The following is a 20377-nucleotide window of genomic DNA, read 5'->3' as shown; positions in this document are numbered from 1 at the left end:
AGCAAAACGATGAAACCGCTCACAGCCGGCGTGACCAGGGCCAATGAGGGGATCGACGCGATCTCCTGGAACATCCTCGGCCAGACCTATGTGCCGAAGATGCTGAGCGAGGACAGCTTCTCCTGGCACGCGACCTTCCCGCCCGGCACCTTCGTGCCGCCGCACATCCATCCGACGCAGGACGAGTTCATCTACATGCTCGAGGGCCGGCTCGACCTCGTGCTCGACGGCCAGGAATCGCATGCCCTGCCCGGCGACCTGATCAAGCTGCCGCGCAACATTCCGCACGGGCTGTTCAACAAGAGCGAGTCCACCGTGAAGTGCCTGTTCTGGGTCGCGCCCACGGGACGACTCTACGACCTGTTCTGGGCGATCCATTCGATGAAGGAGCAGAACCCAGCCGAGGTCGTCGCCCTGTCGGCGCGCTACGAGATCGACTTCCTGCCGCCACCGCCCGAGGGCGCCTGACGCCCGCGACAGTTCCACACGGGTAGCGGCCCCGCACGATCCCGTTGCGACGAGCCGGGCCGATGGCGCGCCTTCAAGGTGGCGGCCCGGGCGATTGCATATCGGAACCGCGAGGCCTGGGTTCGGTTCGGCCTGCAGATGCCGAATCGCATGGCGGAGCAGTGTACCGTCTGCCCATCATGCAGCCTGCGTTCATCCGCCTTGCGGCAAAATGGAACCATCTGCAGAGGAGGTTTCCATGAAAACTGCCCTGTTCGTCCTTGCCCTTCCGCTGTTCGCCGCCAGCGCAGCCGTGGCGATGCCCCTGACGGCACCCGCTCCTGTCGCGTCGCCGATCGAGCAGGTGCAGATGCGCTGTGACCAGAACAGCTGCATCGACCTGCGCACCGGCGTCTACACGAAGAGCGGCTGCGACCGGCGCGGCTGCTACCCGATCAGCGGTCCGCGCGGCCAGATCGGCGCCTACGGCCAGGACTATCGCTACTCACGCGGTCGCGACTACGACGACGGCTACTACCGCCGGCGCGACTACTATGGCCGGCGCGGCTATGATGGCGGCTACGGGCCCGGCTGGCGTTGAGATCGCGGCATCATGGCCGCTGGTGATCGAGTTCGGGCAGGACAGCGCCACAATTAAGGTTAAGCAAAGCTTACTGCTGCAACCGCGAGCTTTCGCGGGCATAGTTGCAACCTGAGCTAGAACAGGTGCCTGGACCATGCCCGTCACGCCCGCCTACACCGAACGCCGCCAGGCAATCCGGAGCCGCACCTTCATCGGCGGCAAGGCTATCTTCAACCAGCGCCAGTCGACACTGGACTGCCTGGTCCGCAACCTGTCGGAAGACGGGGCACTGCTGATCTTCCCGCACAGCGTGACCCTGCCCGAGCGATTCGAGCTCTATTTCCCGCTCAAGCGCGAGAGCCGGATGGTGCGCAGTCGCTGGCGCGACCGCGAACGCATAGGCGTCGTCTTCGCCACGGCGGCCGAACAGGACAACGCGCCGATCCCGCTCGATCTGGTGCGGCGCCTGCGCCGGCTCGAACAGGAGAACGCAGCCCTGAAGGCGCGTATCGTCGAGTTGACGGAAGGCGCCTGAGTTCCGGCTGAATTTTGCCGGCTTTCGAAGCAGACATCGCGCCCTCTTCGAGGGGATAGCGATGAAACGATTCTGGCTTGCAACTGGCGCTGTGGCCGCGGCTTTGGGCATCACCGCCTTCGTGCAGAACACCTCGCTCCTGGCCTCGGCTCCCACGGAGCGCCCGGTCCTGCTGGCGCATCGTGGGCTGGCGCAGACCTACCCATCGAGCGGCGTCACAGACACGACCTGCACCGCGAGCCGGATCAATCCGCCGGAGCACTCCTATCTCGAGAACACCATCGCTTCGATGGACGCGGCCTTCGTCGCGGGCGCCGACATCGTCGAGTTCGACATCCACCCGACCACCGACGGGCAGTTCGCAGTAATCCACGACTGGACCTTGGACTGCCGGACAAACAGCACGGGCGTCACCCGCGAGAGAACGCTGGCCGAGCTCAAGGCGCTCGACATCGGTCATGGCTATACGGCCGATGGTGGCAAGACCTATCCGTTTCGTGGCAAGGGCATCGGCCTGATGCCGTCGCTGGACGAGGTGCTGGCGCGCTTTCCCGACCGGCGCCTCTTGATCAACGTCAAGAGCAACGATCCGCGCGAGGGCGAGATGCTGGCGGAGCGCCTGCTCAAGCTCCCTCAGGCGCAACGGTCCCTGCTGATGGCCTATGGCGGCGACCGACCAATCACGGCACTGCGCGAGCGCATCCCGACCCTGCGAACCATGTCCAAGGAATCGGAGAAGCGCTGCCTCATCCACCATCTCGCATTGGGCTGGGCCGGGTTGACGCCACAATCCTGCGAGCGGCAGCTGCTGCTGATCCCGTCAAATTACACGCGCTGGATCTGGGGCTGGCCGGCGCGGTTCACCGCCCGCATGCGCGTCGCCGGCAGCGAGGTCATCGTCGCCGGCCCGCTGGTCGGCGGCGACGGCTCCGCTGGGATCGACCGCGCCGAGGAGCTGAGCGCCCTCGGCCGGCCCATCCCGGGCATCTGGACCAACCGGGTCGACCGGATCGCGCCGCTGGTTCGAGCCGAAGAGCGCTGAAGCAGCCTCAGCTTTTCGCCAGTTGCGCCGCCGAGAAGCCGGCCTTGCCGGCATAGGCCTTCACGATCTGCTCGCGCTTGCCATAGGGCAGCACGCGCTCGACATCGTCGAAGCCGTTGGGCGCGAGCGCCTCGACCGCGTCGATGACGCGCTCGGGCCCGCCGGCGCGGTTCATCGCGACGATCTCGGCTGTCGCCGGCAGGCGCTGCGCCTCATAGGCGGCGAGCGCATGGCGCGGGTGCTCGGCCTTGACGAGGAGATCGGCAAGGCAGCGTGCATCGAGGATCGCCTGCGAAGCGCCGTTGGAGCCGACCGGGTACATCGGATGGGCGGCGTCGCCGAGCAGCGTCACCCGGCCATGGGTCCAGCGCGGCAGCGGGTCGCGATCGCACATCGGATATTCCCAGAAGGTCCCGCTCGCCTGGATCAAGGCGAGGATGTCGACCCCCGGTACGGTGAAGCGCTTGGCGAAAGGCAGCACGTCCTCCAACCGCCCGGCCTTCGACCAGGCTTCCTTGGGCGGCGGCTTGGCAGGGTCGCCGGTACGCACATTGACGACCCAGTTGGTCAGGCGCGTGCCTTGCTTCCTGCCTTCGGCGATCGGGTAGAGCACCAGCTTGCCGGCCATGCCGCCGGCGATGATCATGCTCTCGCCATCGAGAAAGGCCGGCCAGTCGCAGGCGCCGCGCCACATCTGGACGCCGTTCCAGCGCGGCCCGCCCTGGTTCGGGAAGTAATGCGCGCGCACCGTCGAGTGGATGCCGTCGGCGCCGATCAGGATGTCGGCCCGCGCCGTCTCGCCGCCCTCGCCCAGCTTCGCATCGGCGAAATGCGCGGTCACGCCGCCCTCGTCCTGCAGGAAGCCCTGCAGGCGCCGGCCGGTGCGAATCGCGTCCGGCCCAAGCCGCTCGATCACAGCGTCGCGAATCACGCTTTGGAGTCTGCCGCGATGGATCGAGAACTGCGGAACCGGGGCGCCCGCATGCAGGCCGCGCAGCTCGCGCCAGACGGTCTGGCCGAAGCGGTTCATATAGATCAGTTCGCGCGTGCGGATCGCCACCGCATCGAGCGCCGGCAGCAGGCCGAGCTCGGCCAGTTCCCGGATGGCATGCGGCAGCGTGTTGATGCCGACGCCGACCTCGCGAATCTCGCTCGCCTGCTCGTAGACGGTCGCGGCGATGCCGCGCGCGTGCAGCATCAGGGCCAGTGACAGCCCCCCGATGCCGCCGCCGATGATGATGGCCTTCATGCCGCGTTCCGCTCCCCTAAATTATTTCAAGCTTCAAATAATTACAGGCAACTTGTCAATCGCTCCACAAAGCTGGTGAAAACCGCCCCAATTTCGCGGCTTTTGACAGGAACGAAGCCGATTGCTGTGCGTATGTACGGCCGATGCCGTCGTGTTCCGGCGGCAGGCATGGCAAATGGCGAACTCGTGCGCGATAGCGCGTCGATTCGCCGCGACGCGCCGAAGCCCGTTGGGGTTCGGCGTGACGTCAATTTAAACAGAATTGGTCTCAGGAGGTTTTCATGACCAAGAACGAACTGATCGCCGCGATCGCTGACGAGACGGGCAAGACCAAGGCCGATGTCTCGGCCATTCTCGGCTCGCTCGCCGGCGTGGTTGCCAAGACGCTGAAGTCGGGCGGCGACGTGACGCTCGGCGGCATCGGCAAGCTCGCCGCTGCCAAGCGCGAAGCCCGCGAGGCCCGCAACCCGTCGACCGGCGCGACGATCAAGGTTCCGGCCAAGACGGTCGTGAAGTTCAAGGTCACCAAGGATCTGGCCGACGCCGTCGCCTGAGCCTTGTCGGACCGCGGCGGCCCAGAGCCGGATCCGACCAGCCTGCCTCGCAGCTTGATCGGGACCGGCCCTAGGCCGCCGCAGCTTGACCTAGAAGCGCTGCTGGCCACAGTAGCGCGATGTTCCTCCGCCTCTTCACCGATCTGCGCGCCGCCAAGGTCCCGGTGACCTTGCGCGAATATCTCGCGCTGCTGGAAGGCGCCGAGGCCGATCTCGCCGAATACCGCGTCGACGAGTTCTACTATCTCGCCCGCACCTGCCTGGTGAAGGACGAGCGGCATCTCGACCGCTTCGACCGCGTCTTCGCCGAAGTCTTCAAGGGCGTCGAGACGCTGGGCGAGGCCTTCGAGCAGGTCGGCATTCCCGAGGAGTGGCTGCGCAAGCTCGCCGAGAAATTCCTGACCGACGAGGAGAAGGCCCAGATCGAGGCACTCGGCTGGGAAAAGCTGCTGGAGACGCTGAAGCAGCGCCTCGCCGAGCAGAAGGGCCGCCATCAGGGCGGCTCGAAATGGATCGGCACCGCCGGTACCTCACCCTACGGCGCCTATGGCTACAATCCCGAAGGCATCCGCATCGGCCAGGACAAGAACCGCAATTTCCGGGCAGTGAAGGTTTGGGACAAGCGCGAGTTCAAGGATTTCGACGACACGCGCGAGCTCGGCGTGCGAAACTTGCGGATCGCGCTGCGCCGCCTGCGCAAATTCGCCCGCACCGGCGCGGCCGAGGAGCTCGACCTCGACCAGACCATCACCGAGACGGCCAAGCACGGCTATCTCGACGTCAAGCTCCGGCCCGAGCGGCACAACGCCGTCAAGGTCCTGCTCTTCCTCGATGTCGGCGGATCGATGGACTGGCATATCGAATTGGCCGAAGAGCTGTTCTCGGCGGCGCGGGCCGAGTTCAAGCATTTCGAGCATTTCTACTTCCACAACTGCCCCTATGAGCGGGTCTGGAAGGAGAACCGGCGCCGGCACGACCAGGTGATCCCGACCTTCGACGTGCTGCGCACCTATCCGGCCGATTATCGCCTCGTCTTCGTCGGCGACGCCTCGATGAGCCCCTATGAGATCGCCATGCCCGGCGGCTCGGTCGAGCACTGGAACGAGGAGGCCGGCGAGGTCTGGATGCGCCGGCTGACCGAGCGTTTCGCGAAATCGGTCTGGCTCAACCCCGTGCAGCAGCATCTATGGGGCTATACCCAGTCGATCCGCCAGATCGGCGGGCTGATGGGCGGGCGGATGTTCCCGCTGACGCTCGATGGCCTGGATGGCGCGATGAAGGCGCTGACGCGATAGCGCCGATCAGCGCTTGGCCGGCCGGGTGCGCCCTTCGATAGCTGCGACGAGGGTCTGGCTGCCCTCGACCAGATGCTGACGCAGGACGTGAACCGCCTTGCCCGCGTCGCGCTGCCGGCAAGCCGCGAGCAGCTCCCTGTGCTCGGCCTGGGAACGGCTGCGATAGTCGAAGTTCGACAGCAGGATGCGGACATAGCGATCGGCGGCATTGTGGTGTGCGTCGATCAGGGTCAGCAGCCGGCCATTGCCGCAGGCGCTGTAGAGGGCGAGGTGGAAGGCCCTGTTCAACGCGCCCCACCGGCCCACATCCGGCTCGGCATCGATGCGCCGCAGCACATCGTCCGCCTCGTCGAGTTTCGCCTCTGCGATGGCGGGGACCGAGAGGCGCAGCGCTTCGCATTCGAGTAGCTCGCGCAGCGCATAGATTTCGGCGATCTCGACCCCATCCATCGCGGCGACATGAGCGCCCTTGGTCGGATGGATCGAGACGAGGCCTTCCGCCTCCAGCTGGCGCAGAGCGTCACGGACCGGCATCCGGCTGAAGCCGAACTGTTCCGCGAGATCGTCCTGACGAAGCGCAGTTCCCGCCGCCAGACTTCCATCCGCGATGGCTTCGCGCAGAACGCCGGCAACCTGCTCCGCCACGGTCTGCGGCTTCTGCTTCAGCGCTTCGGCCAGTCCGAGCAAGCGACGTCCTCCGGTTCACCCGGCAGGTCTAGCAGAGGTGCGCCGCTTGGGATATAAGTATATTCGTATACGAGAATACCAGTGTACGAACCTAGGAGGAGATTGGCCATGTCAGACCAGCGCAGCGCGACCAAACCCATCGACGCCGTGGTCATCGGCGGCGGTATCGCCGGCTGCACACTCGCCTACGAGCTCGCGCGCCGAGGCGTTGGAACCGTCGTGATCGAGCAGAGCATGATCGCCGCCGAGTCCTCGGGCCGAAACACGGGAACCCTGCTCAGCGGCCCGGAGAGGCCAGTGGTCGACCTGCTCGACGCCTGCGCCGGGATCTACGCCGAGCTCGCCGACGGACCGGTGCCGTTCGAATTCGGCCGCATCGGCCATCTGCTCATCTCAGAGGACGAGGTCAGCTTCGAGCAGGCCACGGCCGCCGCAGAGCGCTACCGTGCAGCCGGCGTGGCGATGGAGAAGCTGTCGGGCGCGGAGCTGGCGAGGGATTATCCGCGGATCGGCTTCAGGGTGGCGGGAGCCTATTCCGTCGACCGCGCCTGGACATTGGAGCCGATGGGCGCCACGCATGCTTTCGCGCACGCCGCCCGCGAGGCCGGCGCAACGATCCGGACCGGCCTGCGCGTCGCCCAGATCCATTCGCGTGGCGGCAAGGTCCAGGGCGTCCTCACCGACCAGGGCATCATTCCCGCCGATCTCGTCTTCATCGCCAACGGCTTGTGGATGTCGGACCTGCTGCGGCGGACCGTGGGGGATGAGCCGCTTCCCGGCCTGCCCTTCACCGCCGGACGCGGCTGGTTGATCCAGCTCGGCAAGCTCGATTTCGAGCTGCCCTGGATCGTCGAGGAGCTGACCTGGCCGAGCCAGGAAGAGCTCGGCCGGAGAATGGATCTCGGCGGCCTCGCCGACGTCGCTGACCAGCGCGACGACCGGCCGATGGTCGAAGCCATCTGCCTCAATCCGATGCAGGGCGGAGACGCGCGCCTCGGCGCTTCGCTCCAGCCCGCCTTCCGCGACCTGCTGCGCAATACCGACATAGCGAGCCGGATCGCGCAGCGGACGCTGCGCATGCTGCCCGGCCTCGGAACCCCACCGGTCAAGAACGTCTACCCCGGCAACCGGCCGATGCTCCCGGACGGCCTGCCGGTCGCGGGCAGGACCGCGGTCGAGGGCCTGTTCATCCATGGCGGGCTGGGCTCGATCGGCATGCACGCAGCGCCGGCGACGGCGCGCTGGCTGGTCGAGGCCGTGCTGTCCGGAGACGGCAATCCCAAGCAAGCCTGGCTGCGGCCCGATCGTTTCCCCGGTTGGGGAGCCTAGCGCGCCGGCCGCGAACCTGGTGCCCGGCCCATCTAGCGGAGGAGATGCCGACCCGCTAAGCGTCGCAGCCATGCAAACCGGCGACGACACCACCTTGCCCTTCTGGCGCCAGCGGCCGCGGCCGATCGGCTTCGAGATCGCCTATCGGCTCAAGGGCGACATGCTGGAGATCGATTCGACCCGCAAGGTCGATCAGGTCAGGCTTTCGGCGGTCGAGCAGGTGCGCTTCATCTATGCGCCCAGCAATGTCTCATCGAAGGGCTTCCGCACCCAACTACGGCTCAGCGACGGCAAGACGATCACTTTCGGCAACCTGTCCTGGCGCTCGCTCACCGACATCGACCGCGACGATGCGCGCTATCACGCCTTCGTCACGGCACTCTCGGTGGCGATCGGGCGCGCCAATCCGAAGGCGCGCTTCCTCGCCGGCAAGCCTTATCTGCTCTGGCTGGCACTCACGCTCGCCGGCGGCGGCGCGATGGTGATGCTGACCTTCTTCAGCCTTCGCGCCCTCCAGCAGGGCGCCACCGCTGCCGCGGGGCTGGGGCTCGTGCTCGCAGCCGCCTCCTTCTGGCAGGTCTGGCCGATGATCCGGCTCAACCGGCCGCGGGACCTCGCGAGCGGCGAGGTCCCAGACGATCTCGTCCCGGGCCGGCAGGCGGCCTGACGCCCGCTACCTGACCACCAGCACCGAGCACTTCGCCCGGCGCACGATGGTCGAGGCGTTCGAGCCGATCACATAGGCCAGCATGCCGGGCTCGTGCGAGCCGATGACGATCAGGTCGGCGCCGCTGGCGTCAGCCTCGGCCAACACCTCGCCATGGACCGAGCCGACCAGGACCTTGGCCGAGACGCGCTCGGCCGGCAGGTTCACCTTGGCGGCGATCTCGGCGAGCTTGGCTTCGGATTCGGATTGTTGGCCGGCGTCGAAGTCGGCCGGCACGAATTCCATATAGGTGATCGGCACCAGCGAGCGGACAAAGACCAGCCTGATCGAACCGTCCGACTGGGCAGCGAAGCCTTCGGCTGCGGTGATGGCCGGGCCCGCCAGCTCCGCCTCGGCGAGATCGACCGGTACCAGAATCGATTTGTACATCGCATCCTCCTCCGGCGTGGTCCGCCCGGCCGCATGGTCGAACGATCGGCACCGACGCCTACACACTATGTCGGAGCATATTCCTCCAAGGGAAGAGCCTCGCGTCGTCGCGAGCTGCTCCGGTGCCGCGATTATCGCCGGCGGAGGCACCGGTGTCCTTGCGGTCGATCAATCAGGCCGGTGCATGCCTGGCAGGCGGCGAAGGAATTTGACGGCGGCGGCGCGGAACCCGACAGTCCGCCGCCGCGCCTTGCGCCAGACGCTGTTTTCCGGTGGATATGATGAGCGAAGCCGCCTCTCCTGCCCCGCGCCAGAGCCTTCTCGGCTCGCCGGCGGCCTTCCTGATGGTGCTCGCCTTCCTCAACTGGCTCGGCTACGCCAGCTGGAGCGCGCTCCTGAACAATTTCGCCAAGGAAGCGGCCGGCTTCACCGGGCAGGACATCGGCGTCCTGCAATCGGTCCGCGAGATTCCCGGCTTCCTGGCCTTCACCGCCATCATCCTGTTCTGGATCATGCGCGAGCAGATGCTGGCCTATCTCAGCCTGCTGACGCTCGGCCTCGGCGTGGCGCTGACCGGCTATTTCCCTAGCCTCGGCGGCCTCCTGCTGACGACGACGATCATGTCGCTCGGCTTCCATTATTACGAGACGGCACAGCAATCGCTGCAATTGCAGCTGCTGCCCAAGTCGGAGGCGCCGCGGCTGCTCGGCAAGATCGCCGGCGCCTCGGCAGTGGCACAGCTCATCGCCTTCGGCTCGATCGCGCTGATCTGGCGCCTCTGGCAACCGAGCTACGTCCACGTCTTTCTCGGCGCCGGCCTTCTCACCATGGCGCTGACGGCCGCCGCCATGCTGCTCTTCCCGCGCTTCCAGGGCGTGGTGCCGCAAAACAAGGGCTTCGTGCTGCGCAAGCGCTACTGGCTCTATTACGCCCTGACCTTCATGTCGGGCGCGCGCCGGCAGATCTTCATGGCCTTCGGCGGCTTCCTCCTGGTCGAGCGCTTCGGCTACGACGTCGCCGCGACCGCGACGCTGCTGCTGGTGACCTATGGCATCAACATGTTCGCCGGCCCGCTGCTCGGCCATCTCGTCGGCAAGGTCGGCGAACGGGCGACGATCCAGCTCGAGAACGTCTCGCTGATTGCGGTCTTCGTCGGCTATGCTCTCGCCAGCCACGGCCAGTTCGGCGCAGCGGGCGGGCTCGTCGCCGGCGCGCTCTTCGTCATCGACGGCGTCTTCTTCACGCTCGTCCTGGCTCAACGCACCTATTTCCAGAAGATCGCCGATCCCGCCGACATCGCGCCGACCTCGGCGGTTGCGTTCACCATCAACCACATCGCCGCAGTGTTCCTACCGATCACCTTCGGCCTGATCTGGCTGCGCGACCCAGCGATCGTCTTCTATATTGGGGCTGCGGTGGCGAGCGTCTCGCTCAGCCTGTCGCTGCTGGTGCCGCGCCACCCGGCCCCCGGCCACGAGACGACGCTCGCCGCGCCGGCGGCGGCTCCGGCGGAATAGGAAGCGCGTCGGTCATTCCGGGGCGGGCCGAAGGCCCGAGCCCGGAACCCAGAACCGATGTACGTCGTCAGGAAGACACCGACGTCGAAGCCCTCTCCCAAAACGGCATCGGCTCTGGGTTCCGGGCTCTTCGCTGTGCGAAGCCCCGGAAAGACGGTTGTGTTGCTTCGGTAACCCAGGCCTCAGCCCTGGCGCGCCGGCGTACGCACGATGAGGCCGTCAAGCTCGTCACGCACCCTGATCTGGCAGGACAGGCGCGAGTTCGGGCGGACGTCGAAGGCGAAGTCGAGCATGTCCTCTTCCATCGGCTCGGCATGGCCGGTCTTTTCGGTCCAGACCTCGTCGACATAGACATGGCAGGTAGCGCAGGCGCAGGCGCCGCCGCACTCGGCCTCGATGCCCGGCACGCCATTGCGCACCGCGACCTCCATCACGGTCGAGCCCGTCTCGCCCTCGACCGTGCGGCTGGTGCCCTGGGCGTCGATGTAAGTGATCTTCGGCATCGTGAACTCCGGCCGCCTGGCGACGGCTGCGCGGCGGGCGCGATCGGGAGGAACCGGCCGGGCTTCCTGGCGGTGCCACGGGCAGGTTCGCGAGAGGGACATTGCCCGCGAAGGGGCTCGCGAGCACTTCGTCTCTAGAGGATTTCGAATGCGGGCGAAACGGCGATAACCACCGTATCCCCCCAGCATTCCTGTGACGTCAGGCCGCGCAGTCGAGGCGCGAGATCACCGCGCGCGCCTCGGCGGCCGCCAGCGTCAGGGCGTCCAGCGCATCCTCGCGCGGCGCTTCGCCGACCTGGCCTAGCTGCTGCTCGATCCGGTCGGCGGCCTCCGCCACCTGCCAGGCTCCGACCGCTCGGGCAGCCCCTTTCAGGGTATGGGCGGCGTCGCGGCGGGCGATGGCATCACCGGCATGGATGGCGCGCAAGTGGCGGGCGCATTGCTGGGCGAACAACGTCAGCAGCTCGCGCTCCAGCTCGGCATCGCCGCCGGTCTGGCGGGACAGATGCACGAGATCGATGGCAGTCTGGGGCATGGGGGACTCGGTTTTCTCTCAAGCTGCGGAACGCATGCAGCCTTCTGACCCCTGATGAAGCGCCGTTATGGTGAATGAGGCGTTAACGACGTTTGTGAATCAGACGCTCAAACGGGTTTCAATCACTGCTTGCCTCAACTACCCTTCGAGACAGTAAACGATGGGCGTCGTGTCGCTTGAGGGATCCGGCTGGAGGCTGCCGGCTCCCGCTCTGCGGCGGACATCTCCGCCCGTCGCAAGTAGCGTAGCGAGGCGGCATTCATGACCCGGCAAAACAAGCTCCAGGATCCGACCGAAGCGGCGATGTCGGCGATCGAGGAGGCGCTGAGGCTCGATCCGTCGAAGAGCGAGGGCGAGGCTCTCTTCGAGCCGCGGTTGCCGTCGACTGCGGAAAACGAGCTCAAGATCGAGCTGCCGCGCGTCGAAAGCGCACCGGCCAGCGCCGAGACCGCGCCCGAGCCGCTTCCCGCCCCACCCCGTCCTGCGATCGCTCCGGATACCAGCCGCGTCGCCAATGACGACCGCCGGGATTCGTCCTCGCTCGTCCAGGCTTTCGCCGTGCGCCCCTCCGGCAGGCCCTACTGGCTCGCGGCCTTGGCCACCCTCGTCTGGGCAGGCGGGGTCGGCTTCACATTGGTCAGCCGCTACGGCTCGTTCACCGAGGGGCTGCCGGCCGGCATGGCCGCCTGGGGCCCGGGACAATGGGCGCTGCTGGCGCTCGGTGCCGGTACGCCGGTGGTGTTCTTCTTCGTGCTGGCGGCGCTCTATCGCCGGACCCAGGAGATGCGGCTGGTCTCGCGCGCGATGACCGAGGTGGCGCTGCGCCTGGCCGAGCCGGAAGTGGTGGCGACGGATTCCGTCCTGTCGCTCAGCCAGACCATCCGCCGCGAGGTCGCCGCGATGGGCGACGGCATCGAGCGTGCCGTCGCTCGCGCCGGCGAACTCGAGACCATCGTGCGCGGCGAGATCGCGACGCTCGAACGCGCCTATGCCGACAACGAGATCCGGTTGCGCTCGCTGATCGACGAGCTCGTAACCCAGCGCGAATCCGTCGTCGGCAACGCCGAACGCGTGAAATTCGCGATCAGCGGCGCGCATGAAAGCATCACCAAGGATCTGGAAACCGCCAGCCGCTCGATCTCCGAGGCGGTGGCCGAGGCCGGCGAGCGCGTCACCTCGCGCCTGACCGACAAGGGCGACCAGATCACGCTGGCGCTCGGCCATGCCGGCGAGCGCATGGTCGACGAGATCAGCGGCCGCGGCAACGATCTCGTGGAGCGCCTGCAATCGACCTCGCACGATGTCAGCGAGCGCATGACGAATGCGAGCCAGTCGGTGACGGCCGTGCTCGACAACCGCGCCCAGGAGATCGCTGGCTCGCTGGAGCGCACCGGCGCCGTGCTCACCGAGGGCCTGACCGCCGGCGCCCGCGACGTCACCCGCGCCATCAGCGAGACCGGCGCCCAGGTCGTCGAGTCGCTGGCGAGCCGCGCCGAGACCGTCAACGAGACGCTGCGCAGCACCGGCGACAATCTCGCCCAGGAGATCACCCAGCGCGGTGCCACCGTCGCCGAGCGCTTCGAGCAGAGCGGGCGCACGCTGGTCGACCTGTTCGACACGCAGAGCAACAGCCTGACCCTGCGCCTGACCGAGACCGGCGAGACGCTGCGCAGCTCGATCAGCAGCGAGGGCGAGAGCGTCACCACCCGCCTCGCCGAAGTCGGCCGCGGCGTGCACATGCTGCTCGGCAAGCAGAACGAACTCGTCGTCAACCGCATCCAAGAGGCCGGTGACACCGTCCACGGCCTGATCGCCAGCCAGGGCGAGACGCTAGTCGAGAAGCTCGAAGGCACCGTCCAGACCGTCGACAACCTGCTGCGCGAGAAGACCGATTCGATCACGCTGCGCTTCGACGAGGCCGGCAAGGGCCTGCACAGCCTGATCGGCGAGCGCGGCGAGGAGCTGACCGCGCGGATCTCCGCCGTCGGCGCGACCGTGCACAGCCTGTTCTCCGAGGAGGCGAGCAGCCTCGTCACCCGCCTCTCCGATCTCGGCCACGAAGTGCGCAGCACGATCGGCGAGCAGGGCGACCATCTGGTCGGCCGTCTCTCCGAGACCGGGCAGCGCCTGCAGGAGGCGATCGGCGAGCGCGGCGACGGACTGGTGCTGCGCATGGCCGAGATCGGCCAGAGCGTCGAGCACGCGATCGGCGAGCGCGCCGACACCATCGTCGCACGCGTGGCCGATGCCGGCCGCAGCGTCGAGACCGTGATCGGCGAGCGCGGCGACAGCCTCGTCGCCAGGCTGTCCGACAGCACCGAAGAGATTCATCGCACGCTCGGCGACCGCGCCGAGGGCATCGTCGCCCGCGTCGCCCATGCCGGCCGCGACGTCGAAGCCGCGATCGGCGAGCGCGGCGACGGGCTCATCGCCCGGCTGTCGGAAGTGGCGCGCGAGGTCCATGCCACCATCGGCGAGCGCGGCGACAACCTGGTCGCGCGCCTGTCGGATGTCGGCACCGAGGTCCACACCGCGATCGGCGACCAGCGCGAGACGCTGGTGATGCAGCTCACCGATGCCGGCGCCAGCGTGCGCAACCTGCTCATCGCCGAGGGCGAGGCGCTCAGCGGCCGCGTGATCGCGACCGGCCAGGACATGCAGGAGCTGCTCTCCGGCCAGAGCCAGGCCCTCGTCACCCGCGTCGCCGATGTCGGCCGCTCGGTCCATGGCCTGCTGGCGGAGCGCGGCAATGCGCTGATCGACCGCCTGGCCGAAGCCAGCGGGACCGCGCATCAGCGGCTCGACGAGACCGGCGAGGCGCTCGCCGCCAAGATCCTGGCCGCCAGTGAGACGGCAAAATCCGTCATCGACGACCAGCACACCGGCTTCATCGCCCGCCTCGGCCAGGCCGGCGACGAAGTCGGCGCCCTGCTCGGTACGCAGCGCGATGCCGTCATCGCCGGCCTCACCGCGACCGGTCGCGAGGTCCATGGCCTCATCGGCGAGCAGAGCCAGGCTTTGGCCACGCGCCTCGACGATGCGACCAAGGCCCTCTCCGACGCCATCAATGTCGACGGCCGCGAGATCGCCGACCGCGTCTCGGAAGCTGCGAACGCTCTGCGCGGCACCTTCACGACCGAAGCGGAACGCGCCAGCAGCCTGCTCGCCGCGACCGGCAAGGACGTGGTGGTCGCGCTCACCCAGCAGGGTGGCCGCGTCAACCAGGCGCTCGCCGCCAACGCCGAGTCGCTGCTGCGCTCGGTCGATGCCCGCTCGCAAGCGCTCAACGAGTCGCTCGCCAGCAAGCACGACGCGCTGAACCGCCTGTTCGACGTCCAGGGCCGCGAGATCGAAACCTCGATCGGCGCCCGCCTCGGTGCCTTCGAGGAGATTATCGTCACCCGTGGCGGCACGCTGGCGGCCAAGCTCGGCAACGACGCCCGCTCCTTCACCGATTCGGTGACGCTGCGCCTCGGCCAGGTCGAGAAGCTGCTCGGCGAGGAAGGCCAGGCGCTGGCCGAGCGGATCGGCGAGCGCTCGCAGCACGCCGCCGAGACCATGATGGCCCGCACGCAGGAAGCGGCCGCTGCCATGGAGACGCAGATCAAGACCTTCGAGGAGCGCTCCAGCGCCAAGAGCGCCGAGATCGCGACCTCACTCGATGGGCTCATCGACCGCATCGACGGCAATCTCGGTTCGCGCGCCACGGCGCTCAACGAGGCGCTAGTGGAACGCACGGTCGACATCGCCCGGGTCATGGCCGAGGGCGGGCGCGAGGTCACCCGCGCGCTCACCGCCAAGGCCGACGAGATCGGCGAGATCGTCACCAGCAAGAGCGAGGCGCTGACACAGACGCTCGCCGAGAAGGCCGACAGCATCAATGCGACGCTGGGCGGGCGGGCCTTGCAGATCGCCGACACGCTCGACCAGAGCGTGGCGCGGTTCGAAGAGCGCGTCGTCAACCGGCTCGACACCGTCTCCGGCACGCTCGACGCGCGCGGCAGCCAGATCGCCCAGACCCTGCAGGGCACCGCCGATTCGATCGCCGGCTCGCTCGGCGACCGCACCGAGGAGCTGCGCGCGCTGTTCGAGGGCAAGGGCACCGGCCTGATCACCCTGCTCGACGAGCGCGGCAACCAGATCGTCCAGACGCTGCAAGTCACGGCGGATTCGGTCGCCGGCTCGCTGGGCGCCCGCACCGATGAGCTGCGCGCCCTGTTCGAGGACAAGGGCACCGGCTTGATCACCTTGCTCGACCAGCACGGCAACCAGATCGCGCAGACGCTGCAGGAGAAGTCGGACGGCATCGCGGCCGCGCTCTCCGATCGTTCCAACGAGCTGCGCGCCGTGTTCGACGAGCGCGGCGGCGGCATCCTCAATGCGCTCGGCCATCGCGGCAGCCAGATCGCCCAGATCCTGCAGGAGCGCTCGGACGGCATCGCCACCGCCCTCTCCGGCCGCACAGAGGAGCTGCGCGCCCTGTTCGATGAGCGCGGCGGCGACATGCTGAACACGCTCGACCAGCATAGCCGGCATCTGGCGCGGACGCTGGCGGAGCAATCCGAAGGGATGAACTCCACGCTGACTGCGCGCACCGAGGAAATCCGCGCGCTGTTCGACGAACGCGGCAATGGCGTGATCGATGCGCTCGGCCAGAAGGGCGCCACCCTCGCCAGCCAGTTCGCCAGCATCGGCGACGCCCTGGTCAAGAACATCGAGAACCGCGGCAGCACCGTGGTTGCCGGTCTGCGCGAGCGCGGCACCGAGATCAGCCAGGCGCTCGACCTCGCTTCGGGCGCGTTGCGCGAGACGATCGAGAGCGGCACCAACCAGTCGGTCGAGGCGCTGCTCAAGACCAATGAGCAGCTGCGCAGCGAGCTCGGCAGCATGCTGGGCCGCCTCGGCGAGGCCAACAAGCTGATGCAGCAGATCGTCACCGGCGCGAACAAGAACCTCGCAGCGGTCGAAGGCAGCCTGTCGGGCCGTGTCGAGGAGCTGCAGAACGTGCTCTCGACGGTGGTGCAGGAGACCAACCGCACGTCGGAGCAGGTGGCGAGCCAGATCACGGCGCTGAAGGGCTACTCGGAAGGCACGCTGCGTGACACCGTGGCACTGATCTCCCGCATCGACGAGCAGGGCTCGGCGATGACCGAGACCTCGCAGGCCAATGCCGCGGCGCTCAACGCCGTCGCGCAGCGGCTGGAGCAGGTCGAGGCGCGCGTCGGCAATGTCCTGGCCGACCGCAAGGAATCGCTGGAGCACCTGCACGGGCTGATCGCCACGCGCACCGACGACATCGAGCAGATTACCCGCTCCTTCTCGTCGCTCCTCGATGAATCGCTCAGCAATGCCGAGACGCGCACCCGCCAGCTCAGCACCGTGCTCAGCGACGCGGCAGAATCGACCAGCAGCGCCATCGCCCAGCAGTTCGACTCGATCCGCGCCGCCAGCGGCCGCGAGCGCGAGGTCACGGCACAGGCGCTGCGGGCTGCCTATGAGGAGGTGGTGAACGAAGTCTCCGGCGAGCTCGGCAAGGTCACCGAGCGCTTCCAGAGCGCCGCCGAGGACATGCGCTCGATGTCGGCGGAGATCCATCGCGAGCTCGAGACGACCCGCACCGAACTCAAGAAGGGCGTGCTCGAGCTCCCGCGCGAGACACAGGAGTCGACCGCCGCCATGCGCCGCGTCGTCGCCGACCAGATCAAGGCGCTCAACGAGCTGACCGAGATCGTCTCGCGCTCGGGCCGCAGCAGCGACGTCGCACGCCCGCAGGGCGAGCGACGGGCGGTTGCCTACCAGCAGCCCGCACCGGTCGTCAGCACCTCGTCCGTCGCGGTGCAGAGTGCGCCGGTGCTGACCGAGCCGCTGCGCGCCTCGATCGACCCGACGCCGGAGCCGGCGCGCTCCGAGCCGAAGGTCCAGGCGCGTCCTGCCCCGGCGCCCGAGCCGGTGCGGCCCGAGGTCCAGCGTGCCGAGCCCGCTCCGGCCAAATCGGGCTGGCTCTCGGACCTGCTCAGCCGTGCCTCGCGCGACGATCGGGCACCCGAGGCCGCCAAGCCGACGGCGCACAGCATCGAGAAGCTCGATTCGCTCTCGGTCGACATCGCCCGGATGATCGACCATGACGCCGCGGTCGAGCTCTGGGAGCGCTACAAGCGCGGCGAGCGCAACGTCTTCACCCGCCGGCTCTACACCCTGCAGGGCCAGCAGACCTTCGACGAGATCCGGCGCAAATACCGTCGCGACATCGAGTTCAAGCAGACGGTCGACCGTTATATCGAGGAGTTCGAGCGCCTGCTCGGCGAAGCGGCCAAGGACGACCGAGACTCGATGGTGGCGAAGACCTACCTGACCTCCGAGACCGGCAAGGTCTACACCATGCTGGCCCATGCCAGCGGGCGCTTCGAGTAAGGAGCCGCGTACAGGAACGAAGAATGAAAAGGCCGCCAATTGGCGGCCTTTTTCTGTGCTAGCGGGCGTTGGAGAGTGCCTCTGGCTGCCAGGCTTGTTCCCTCAGCGCGCCCAGCGGGCGATCTGGATCAGCACCTGCGAGAGGGCCTGGTCGAGGGCCTGCGCCGCTCCTGCCCCTTCGGCGCCCGCCGGCACGCGTGCCGAGAACAGCTTGGCACGCTGGACCTTGCCGGTGCGATCGCCGATCAGCTTGGCGGTGATCTCGACCACGGCCTGGCCGCTGGCGGCGTCGATATTGAAGGCGCGGATATCGGTGTTGAGCTGGAAGTCGGGCACGATGCGTTCGCCCGGCCGGCCGACGGCGGCGATGCGGCTGCCGTTCTCGAAGGTCTGGATCAGGCGGGTCTGGACCAGATTGGGCACCCGGTCGGCCCATTGCGCCCCGCCGAGGAAGGAAAGCGCGCCGCTCGAATCCTTGACGATCAGCCGATCGGAATCGAGCGCCTGCACCGCCGTTGGCTGGGCGACGATCAGCACGCCCCCACCCCCGCCGATGCGGCCGAAATCGCGTGGCGCCGAGAGGTCGTAGGTCGTCGGCGCCGATCCGCCGCCGCAGCCGGCCAGCAGCAACGAGCCTGCCGCCGCGATGGACAGGGCGCGCAGACGGCCACGAAGCAGCGGGGGCAGAATCGGCATGGTCATAACGGGCTAGCGCGATCCGCTGTATTGGGGAAGCGGCGGACGGCCGCCGAAGATGAACTGCTGGGGATTGCGCTCGACATTGCGCAGGACGCGGTTGAGATCGCCGAGCGTGCGCTTGCCGTCGGAGGCCAGCGTTTCGAGATCGCGCAGCCCCGGCCCGGTGAAGCGGTTGATGCCGCTGGTGATCTCGGCAGTGCGCTTGTCGAGATTATCGGCCAGCACCCGGATCGACTTCGCGGCATTGGCGACCTCGGCGAAAGCGCCCTGCCCGTCCTGCGTGTTCAGGAAGGATTGCGCCGCCTTGAGCACGCCCTCGACCTGATCAGCGGCACGGTTGAGCTTGTCGGTGATCGAGGCGACGTCCTTCACCGCCTTGGAGACCTCGCTGCTGGACCCACCCAGCGCCGCGGTGAACTTGTCGACATTGTCGATGATGCCGGTGATCTTGGCACGATCGACCGAACGCACGACCCCGGTCAGTTCCTCGCTCAGCGTGCCGAGCTTCTGCGAGAGCGGCGCGATCGTGTCGGCGATCTGGCCGAAGCTCGTCATCAGCTTGTCGATGTTGCCGGAGTTGTCGCCGAGCGCCTGCGAGAACTTCTCGACATTGCGGACGGTGTTGGTGATCGAGCCGGAATTCTCCTTGATCAGCCCGTCGAGGTTGCCGAGCACCTCATCGGCCTTCTTCGCGACATTGCGGACCGATTCGATAATATCCTGAAATTCGGAACGCTCGGCGGTGATGGTCGGCAGCGGTTCGCCAGGCTTCGCCTGCAGCACGGCAGCATCAGGCTCACCGCCGATCAGCTGCAGCGCGACCACACCGGCGAGCCCCTGCGCCTCGATGCGGGCGCGGGTATCGACCCGCAGCGGCGTCGTATTGTCGACTTCGATCACCCCGAAGATGCGGCGCGGGTCATCCGGCTGCAGGCCGATCTGCTTAACCTCGCCGACACGCAGGCCGTTGAAGAGCACACTGGAGCCGCGCCCCAGGCCGGTCACGGTGCCGGTGAAGATCACCCGGACATCCTGCTTGCGGCCGCCGCCGCCGCTGCCGAACCAGTAGACGAAGCCGAACATCGCCGCGATCACCGCGAGCGTGAAGAGGCCGACCAGGGCGTAGTTCGCACGGGATTCCATCGCGAGCGTCCGTCACGTCCTCGTTTGATCGGGCATGCGGGCGCGGGCGCGTTCGCCGCCGAAATACGCCTTCAGCCAGGGATGATCGGAGGCCAGCATGGTGGCGAGCGGACCGACCGCGATGACACGCTTGTCCGCCAAGGCGGCAATCCTGTCGCAAGCTACATAAAGACTGTCGAGATCATGGGTTACCATGAACACCGTCAGGCCCAAAGTCTGCTTCAGCGTCATGATCAGTTCGTCGAACTCGGCGGCGCCGATCGGGTCGAGGCCCGAGGTCGGCTCATCGAGGAAGACGATCTCGGGATCGAGCGCCAGCGCCCGGGCGAGCGCCGCGCGCTTGATCATGCCGCCGGACAGTTCCGAGGGCACCTTGTCGGCTGCATCGGGCTTCAGCCCCACCATCTCGACCTTGAGCATGGCAAGCTCTTCGAGCAGCTTTGGCGAGAGCTTGAGATATTCCCGCATCGGCACCTGGATGTTCTGCTTGACGGTCAGCGCCGAGAACAGCGCCCCCTGCTGGAACATCACGCCGAAGCGGCGCTCGAGCCGGCGTCGGCCGTTCGGATCGAGCTTGTCGACGTTTTCGCCGAAGACCTCGATGGTGCCGCGCTGCTTGCGCACCAGGCCGAGGATGGTGCGGGTCAGCACCGACTTGCCCTGGCCGGAGCCGCCGACGAAGCCGAGGATCTCGCCGCGCATCACGTCGAGATCGAGCCCGTCCATGATCACCTTGTCGCCGAAGGCAACCT

At 67.6% G+C, this 20377-nt stretch carries 18 protein-coding genes; 10 read left to right on the top strand and 8 right to left on the bottom strand.

Features of this window, described 5'->3' with window-relative positions:
• Positions 1-9 precede the first annotated feature (9 nt).
• From AC07O0_RS04370 to AC07O0_RS04355, 4 genes are all read left to right on the top strand, one after another.
• Entirely contained in the window at positions 10-468 is a 459-nt protein-coding gene (locus AC07O0_RS04370; protein WP_494620356.1) for a cupin domain-containing protein, read from the top strand.
• 238 nt (positions 469-706) lie between these two features.
• Positions 707-1048 (top strand): hypothetical protein, encoded by a 342-nt coding sequence (locus AC07O0_RS04365; RefSeq protein ID WP_494620354.1) that lies wholly within the window; start codon positions 707-709, stop codon positions 1046-1048.
• Positions 1049-1184: 136 nt separating this feature from the next.
• Complete coding sequence (locus AC07O0_RS04360) at positions 1185-1565, top strand: PilZ domain-containing protein (protein WP_494620352.1); 381 nt, start codon at positions 1185-1187, stop codon at positions 1563-1565.
• A gap of 55 nt (positions 1566-1620) precedes the next feature.
• A complete protein-coding gene (locus tag AC07O0_RS04355) occupies positions 1621-2607 on the top strand; it encodes a glycerophosphodiester phosphodiesterase family protein (RefSeq protein ID WP_494620662.1) in 987 nt (328 codons plus the stop codon).
• Between the two features lie 7 nt (positions 2608-2614).
• Here AC07O0_RS04355 and AC07O0_RS04350 read toward each other — a convergent pair whose 3' ends face one another.
• The gene (locus AC07O0_RS04350; protein ID WP_494620350.1) at positions 2615-3856 is read right to left on the bottom strand and encodes a flavin-dependent oxidoreductase; all 1242 of its coding nucleotides are present in this window, start codon (positions 3854-3856) and stop codon (positions 2615-2617) included.
• Between the two features lie 281 nt (positions 3857-4137).
• Here AC07O0_RS04350 and AC07O0_RS04345 point away from each other — a divergent pair, with 281 nt between their 5' ends.
• The gene (locus tag AC07O0_RS04345) at positions 4138-4410 is read left to right on the top strand and encodes an HU family DNA-binding protein (RefSeq protein ID WP_066468590.1); all 273 of its coding nucleotides are present in this window, start codon (positions 4138-4140) and stop codon (positions 4408-4410) included.
• A gap of 119 nt (positions 4411-4529) precedes the next feature.
• Positions 4530-5705 carry a vWA domain-containing protein gene (locus AC07O0_RS04340; RefSeq protein WP_494620348.1) on the top strand — a complete coding sequence of 392 codons (1176 nt, stop codon included), beginning with the start codon at positions 4530-4532 and terminating at the stop codon, positions 5703-5705.
• A gap of 6 nt (positions 5706-5711) precedes the next feature.
• Here the strand turns inward: AC07O0_RS04340 and AC07O0_RS04335 are convergent, their stop codons facing one another.
• On the bottom strand, positions 5712-6392 hold the full coding sequence (locus AC07O0_RS04335) for a GntR family transcriptional regulator (RefSeq protein WP_494620346.1): 681 nt from the start codon (positions 6390-6392) through the stop codon (positions 5712-5714).
• A gap of 108 nt (positions 6393-6500) precedes the next feature.
• Here AC07O0_RS04335 and AC07O0_RS04330 point away from each other — a divergent pair, with 108 nt between their 5' ends.
• Together AC07O0_RS04330 and AC07O0_RS04325 are read left to right on the top strand one after the other, a co-directional pair.
• A complete protein-coding gene (locus tag AC07O0_RS04330; RefSeq protein WP_494620344.1) occupies positions 6501-7721 on the top strand; it encodes an NAD(P)/FAD-dependent oxidoreductase in 1221 nt (406 codons plus the stop codon).
• 70 nt (positions 7722-7791) lie between these two features.
• Positions 7792-8388, top strand: coding sequence for a hypothetical protein (locus AC07O0_RS04325; RefSeq protein ID WP_494620342.1), 597 nt, complete (start codon positions 7792-7794; stop codon positions 8386-8388).
• A 6-nt stretch (positions 8389-8394) separates the two neighbouring features.
• Here the strand turns inward: AC07O0_RS04325 and AC07O0_RS04320 are convergent, their stop codons facing one another.
• Complete coding sequence (locus tag AC07O0_RS04320) at positions 8395-8817, bottom strand: universal stress protein (RefSeq protein ID WP_454026026.1); 423 nt, start codon at positions 8815-8817, stop codon at positions 8395-8397.
• Between the two features lie 281 nt (positions 8818-9098).
• On the opposite strand from AC07O0_RS04320, the gene AC07O0_RS04315 reads away from it, so the two are divergent.
• Positions 9099-10334: an MFS transporter gene (locus AC07O0_RS04315; protein WP_494620340.1), complete on the top strand. Its 1236-nt coding sequence runs from the start codon at positions 9099-9101 to the stop codon at positions 10332-10334.
• A gap of 182 nt (positions 10335-10516) precedes the next feature.
• On the opposite strand, the gene AC07O0_RS04310 is transcribed toward AC07O0_RS04315, so the two are convergent.
• Together AC07O0_RS04310 and AC07O0_RS04305 are read right to left on the bottom strand one after the other, a co-directional pair.
• Entirely contained in the window at positions 10517-10837 is a 321-nt protein-coding gene (locus tag AC07O0_RS04310) for a 2Fe-2S iron-sulfur cluster-binding protein (RefSeq protein ID WP_494620338.1), read from the bottom strand.
• Between the two features lie 199 nt (positions 10838-11036).
• On the bottom strand, positions 11037-11372 hold the full coding sequence (locus AC07O0_RS04305; RefSeq protein ID WP_494620336.1) for an Hpt domain-containing protein: 336 nt from the start codon (positions 11370-11372) through the stop codon (positions 11037-11039).
• 261 nt (positions 11373-11633) lie between these two features.
• Here AC07O0_RS04305 and AC07O0_RS04300 point away from each other — a divergent pair, with 261 nt between their 5' ends.
• A complete protein-coding gene (locus tag AC07O0_RS04300) occupies positions 11634-17783 on the top strand; it encodes an apolipoprotein A-IV repeat region-like domain-containing protein (protein WP_494620335.1) in 6150 nt (2049 codons plus the stop codon).
• Positions 17784-17885: 102 nt separating this feature from the next.
• Here AC07O0_RS04300 and AC07O0_RS04295 read toward each other — a convergent pair whose 3' ends face one another.
• Genes AC07O0_RS04295 through AC07O0_RS04285 form a run of 3 tightly spaced genes read right to left on the bottom strand, consistent with a single transcriptional unit; the run spans position 17886 to position 20351 of the window.
• A complete protein-coding gene (locus AC07O0_RS04295; RefSeq protein WP_494620333.1) occupies positions 17886-18479 on the bottom strand; it encodes an ABC-type transport auxiliary lipoprotein family protein in 594 nt (197 codons plus the stop codon).
• A 12-nt stretch (positions 18480-18491) separates the two neighbouring features.
• The gene (locus AC07O0_RS04290; RefSeq protein ID WP_494620331.1) at positions 18492-19625 is read right to left on the bottom strand and encodes an MlaD family protein; all 1134 of its coding nucleotides are present in this window, start codon (positions 19623-19625) and stop codon (positions 18492-18494) included.
• Positions 19626-19637: 12 nt separating this feature from the next.
• Positions 19638-20351: an ABC transporter ATP-binding protein gene (locus tag AC07O0_RS04285; protein ID WP_493686085.1), complete on the bottom strand. Its 714-nt coding sequence runs from the start codon at positions 20349-20351 to the stop codon at positions 19638-19640.
• Positions 20352-20377: the final 26 nt, after the last annotated feature.

This window comes from Allobosea sp. GW821-FHT10B12 (assembly GCF_059415545.1).
Note: the sequence above shows the minus strand (reverse complement) of the source record. Positions and strands in the feature narration are given on the sequence as shown.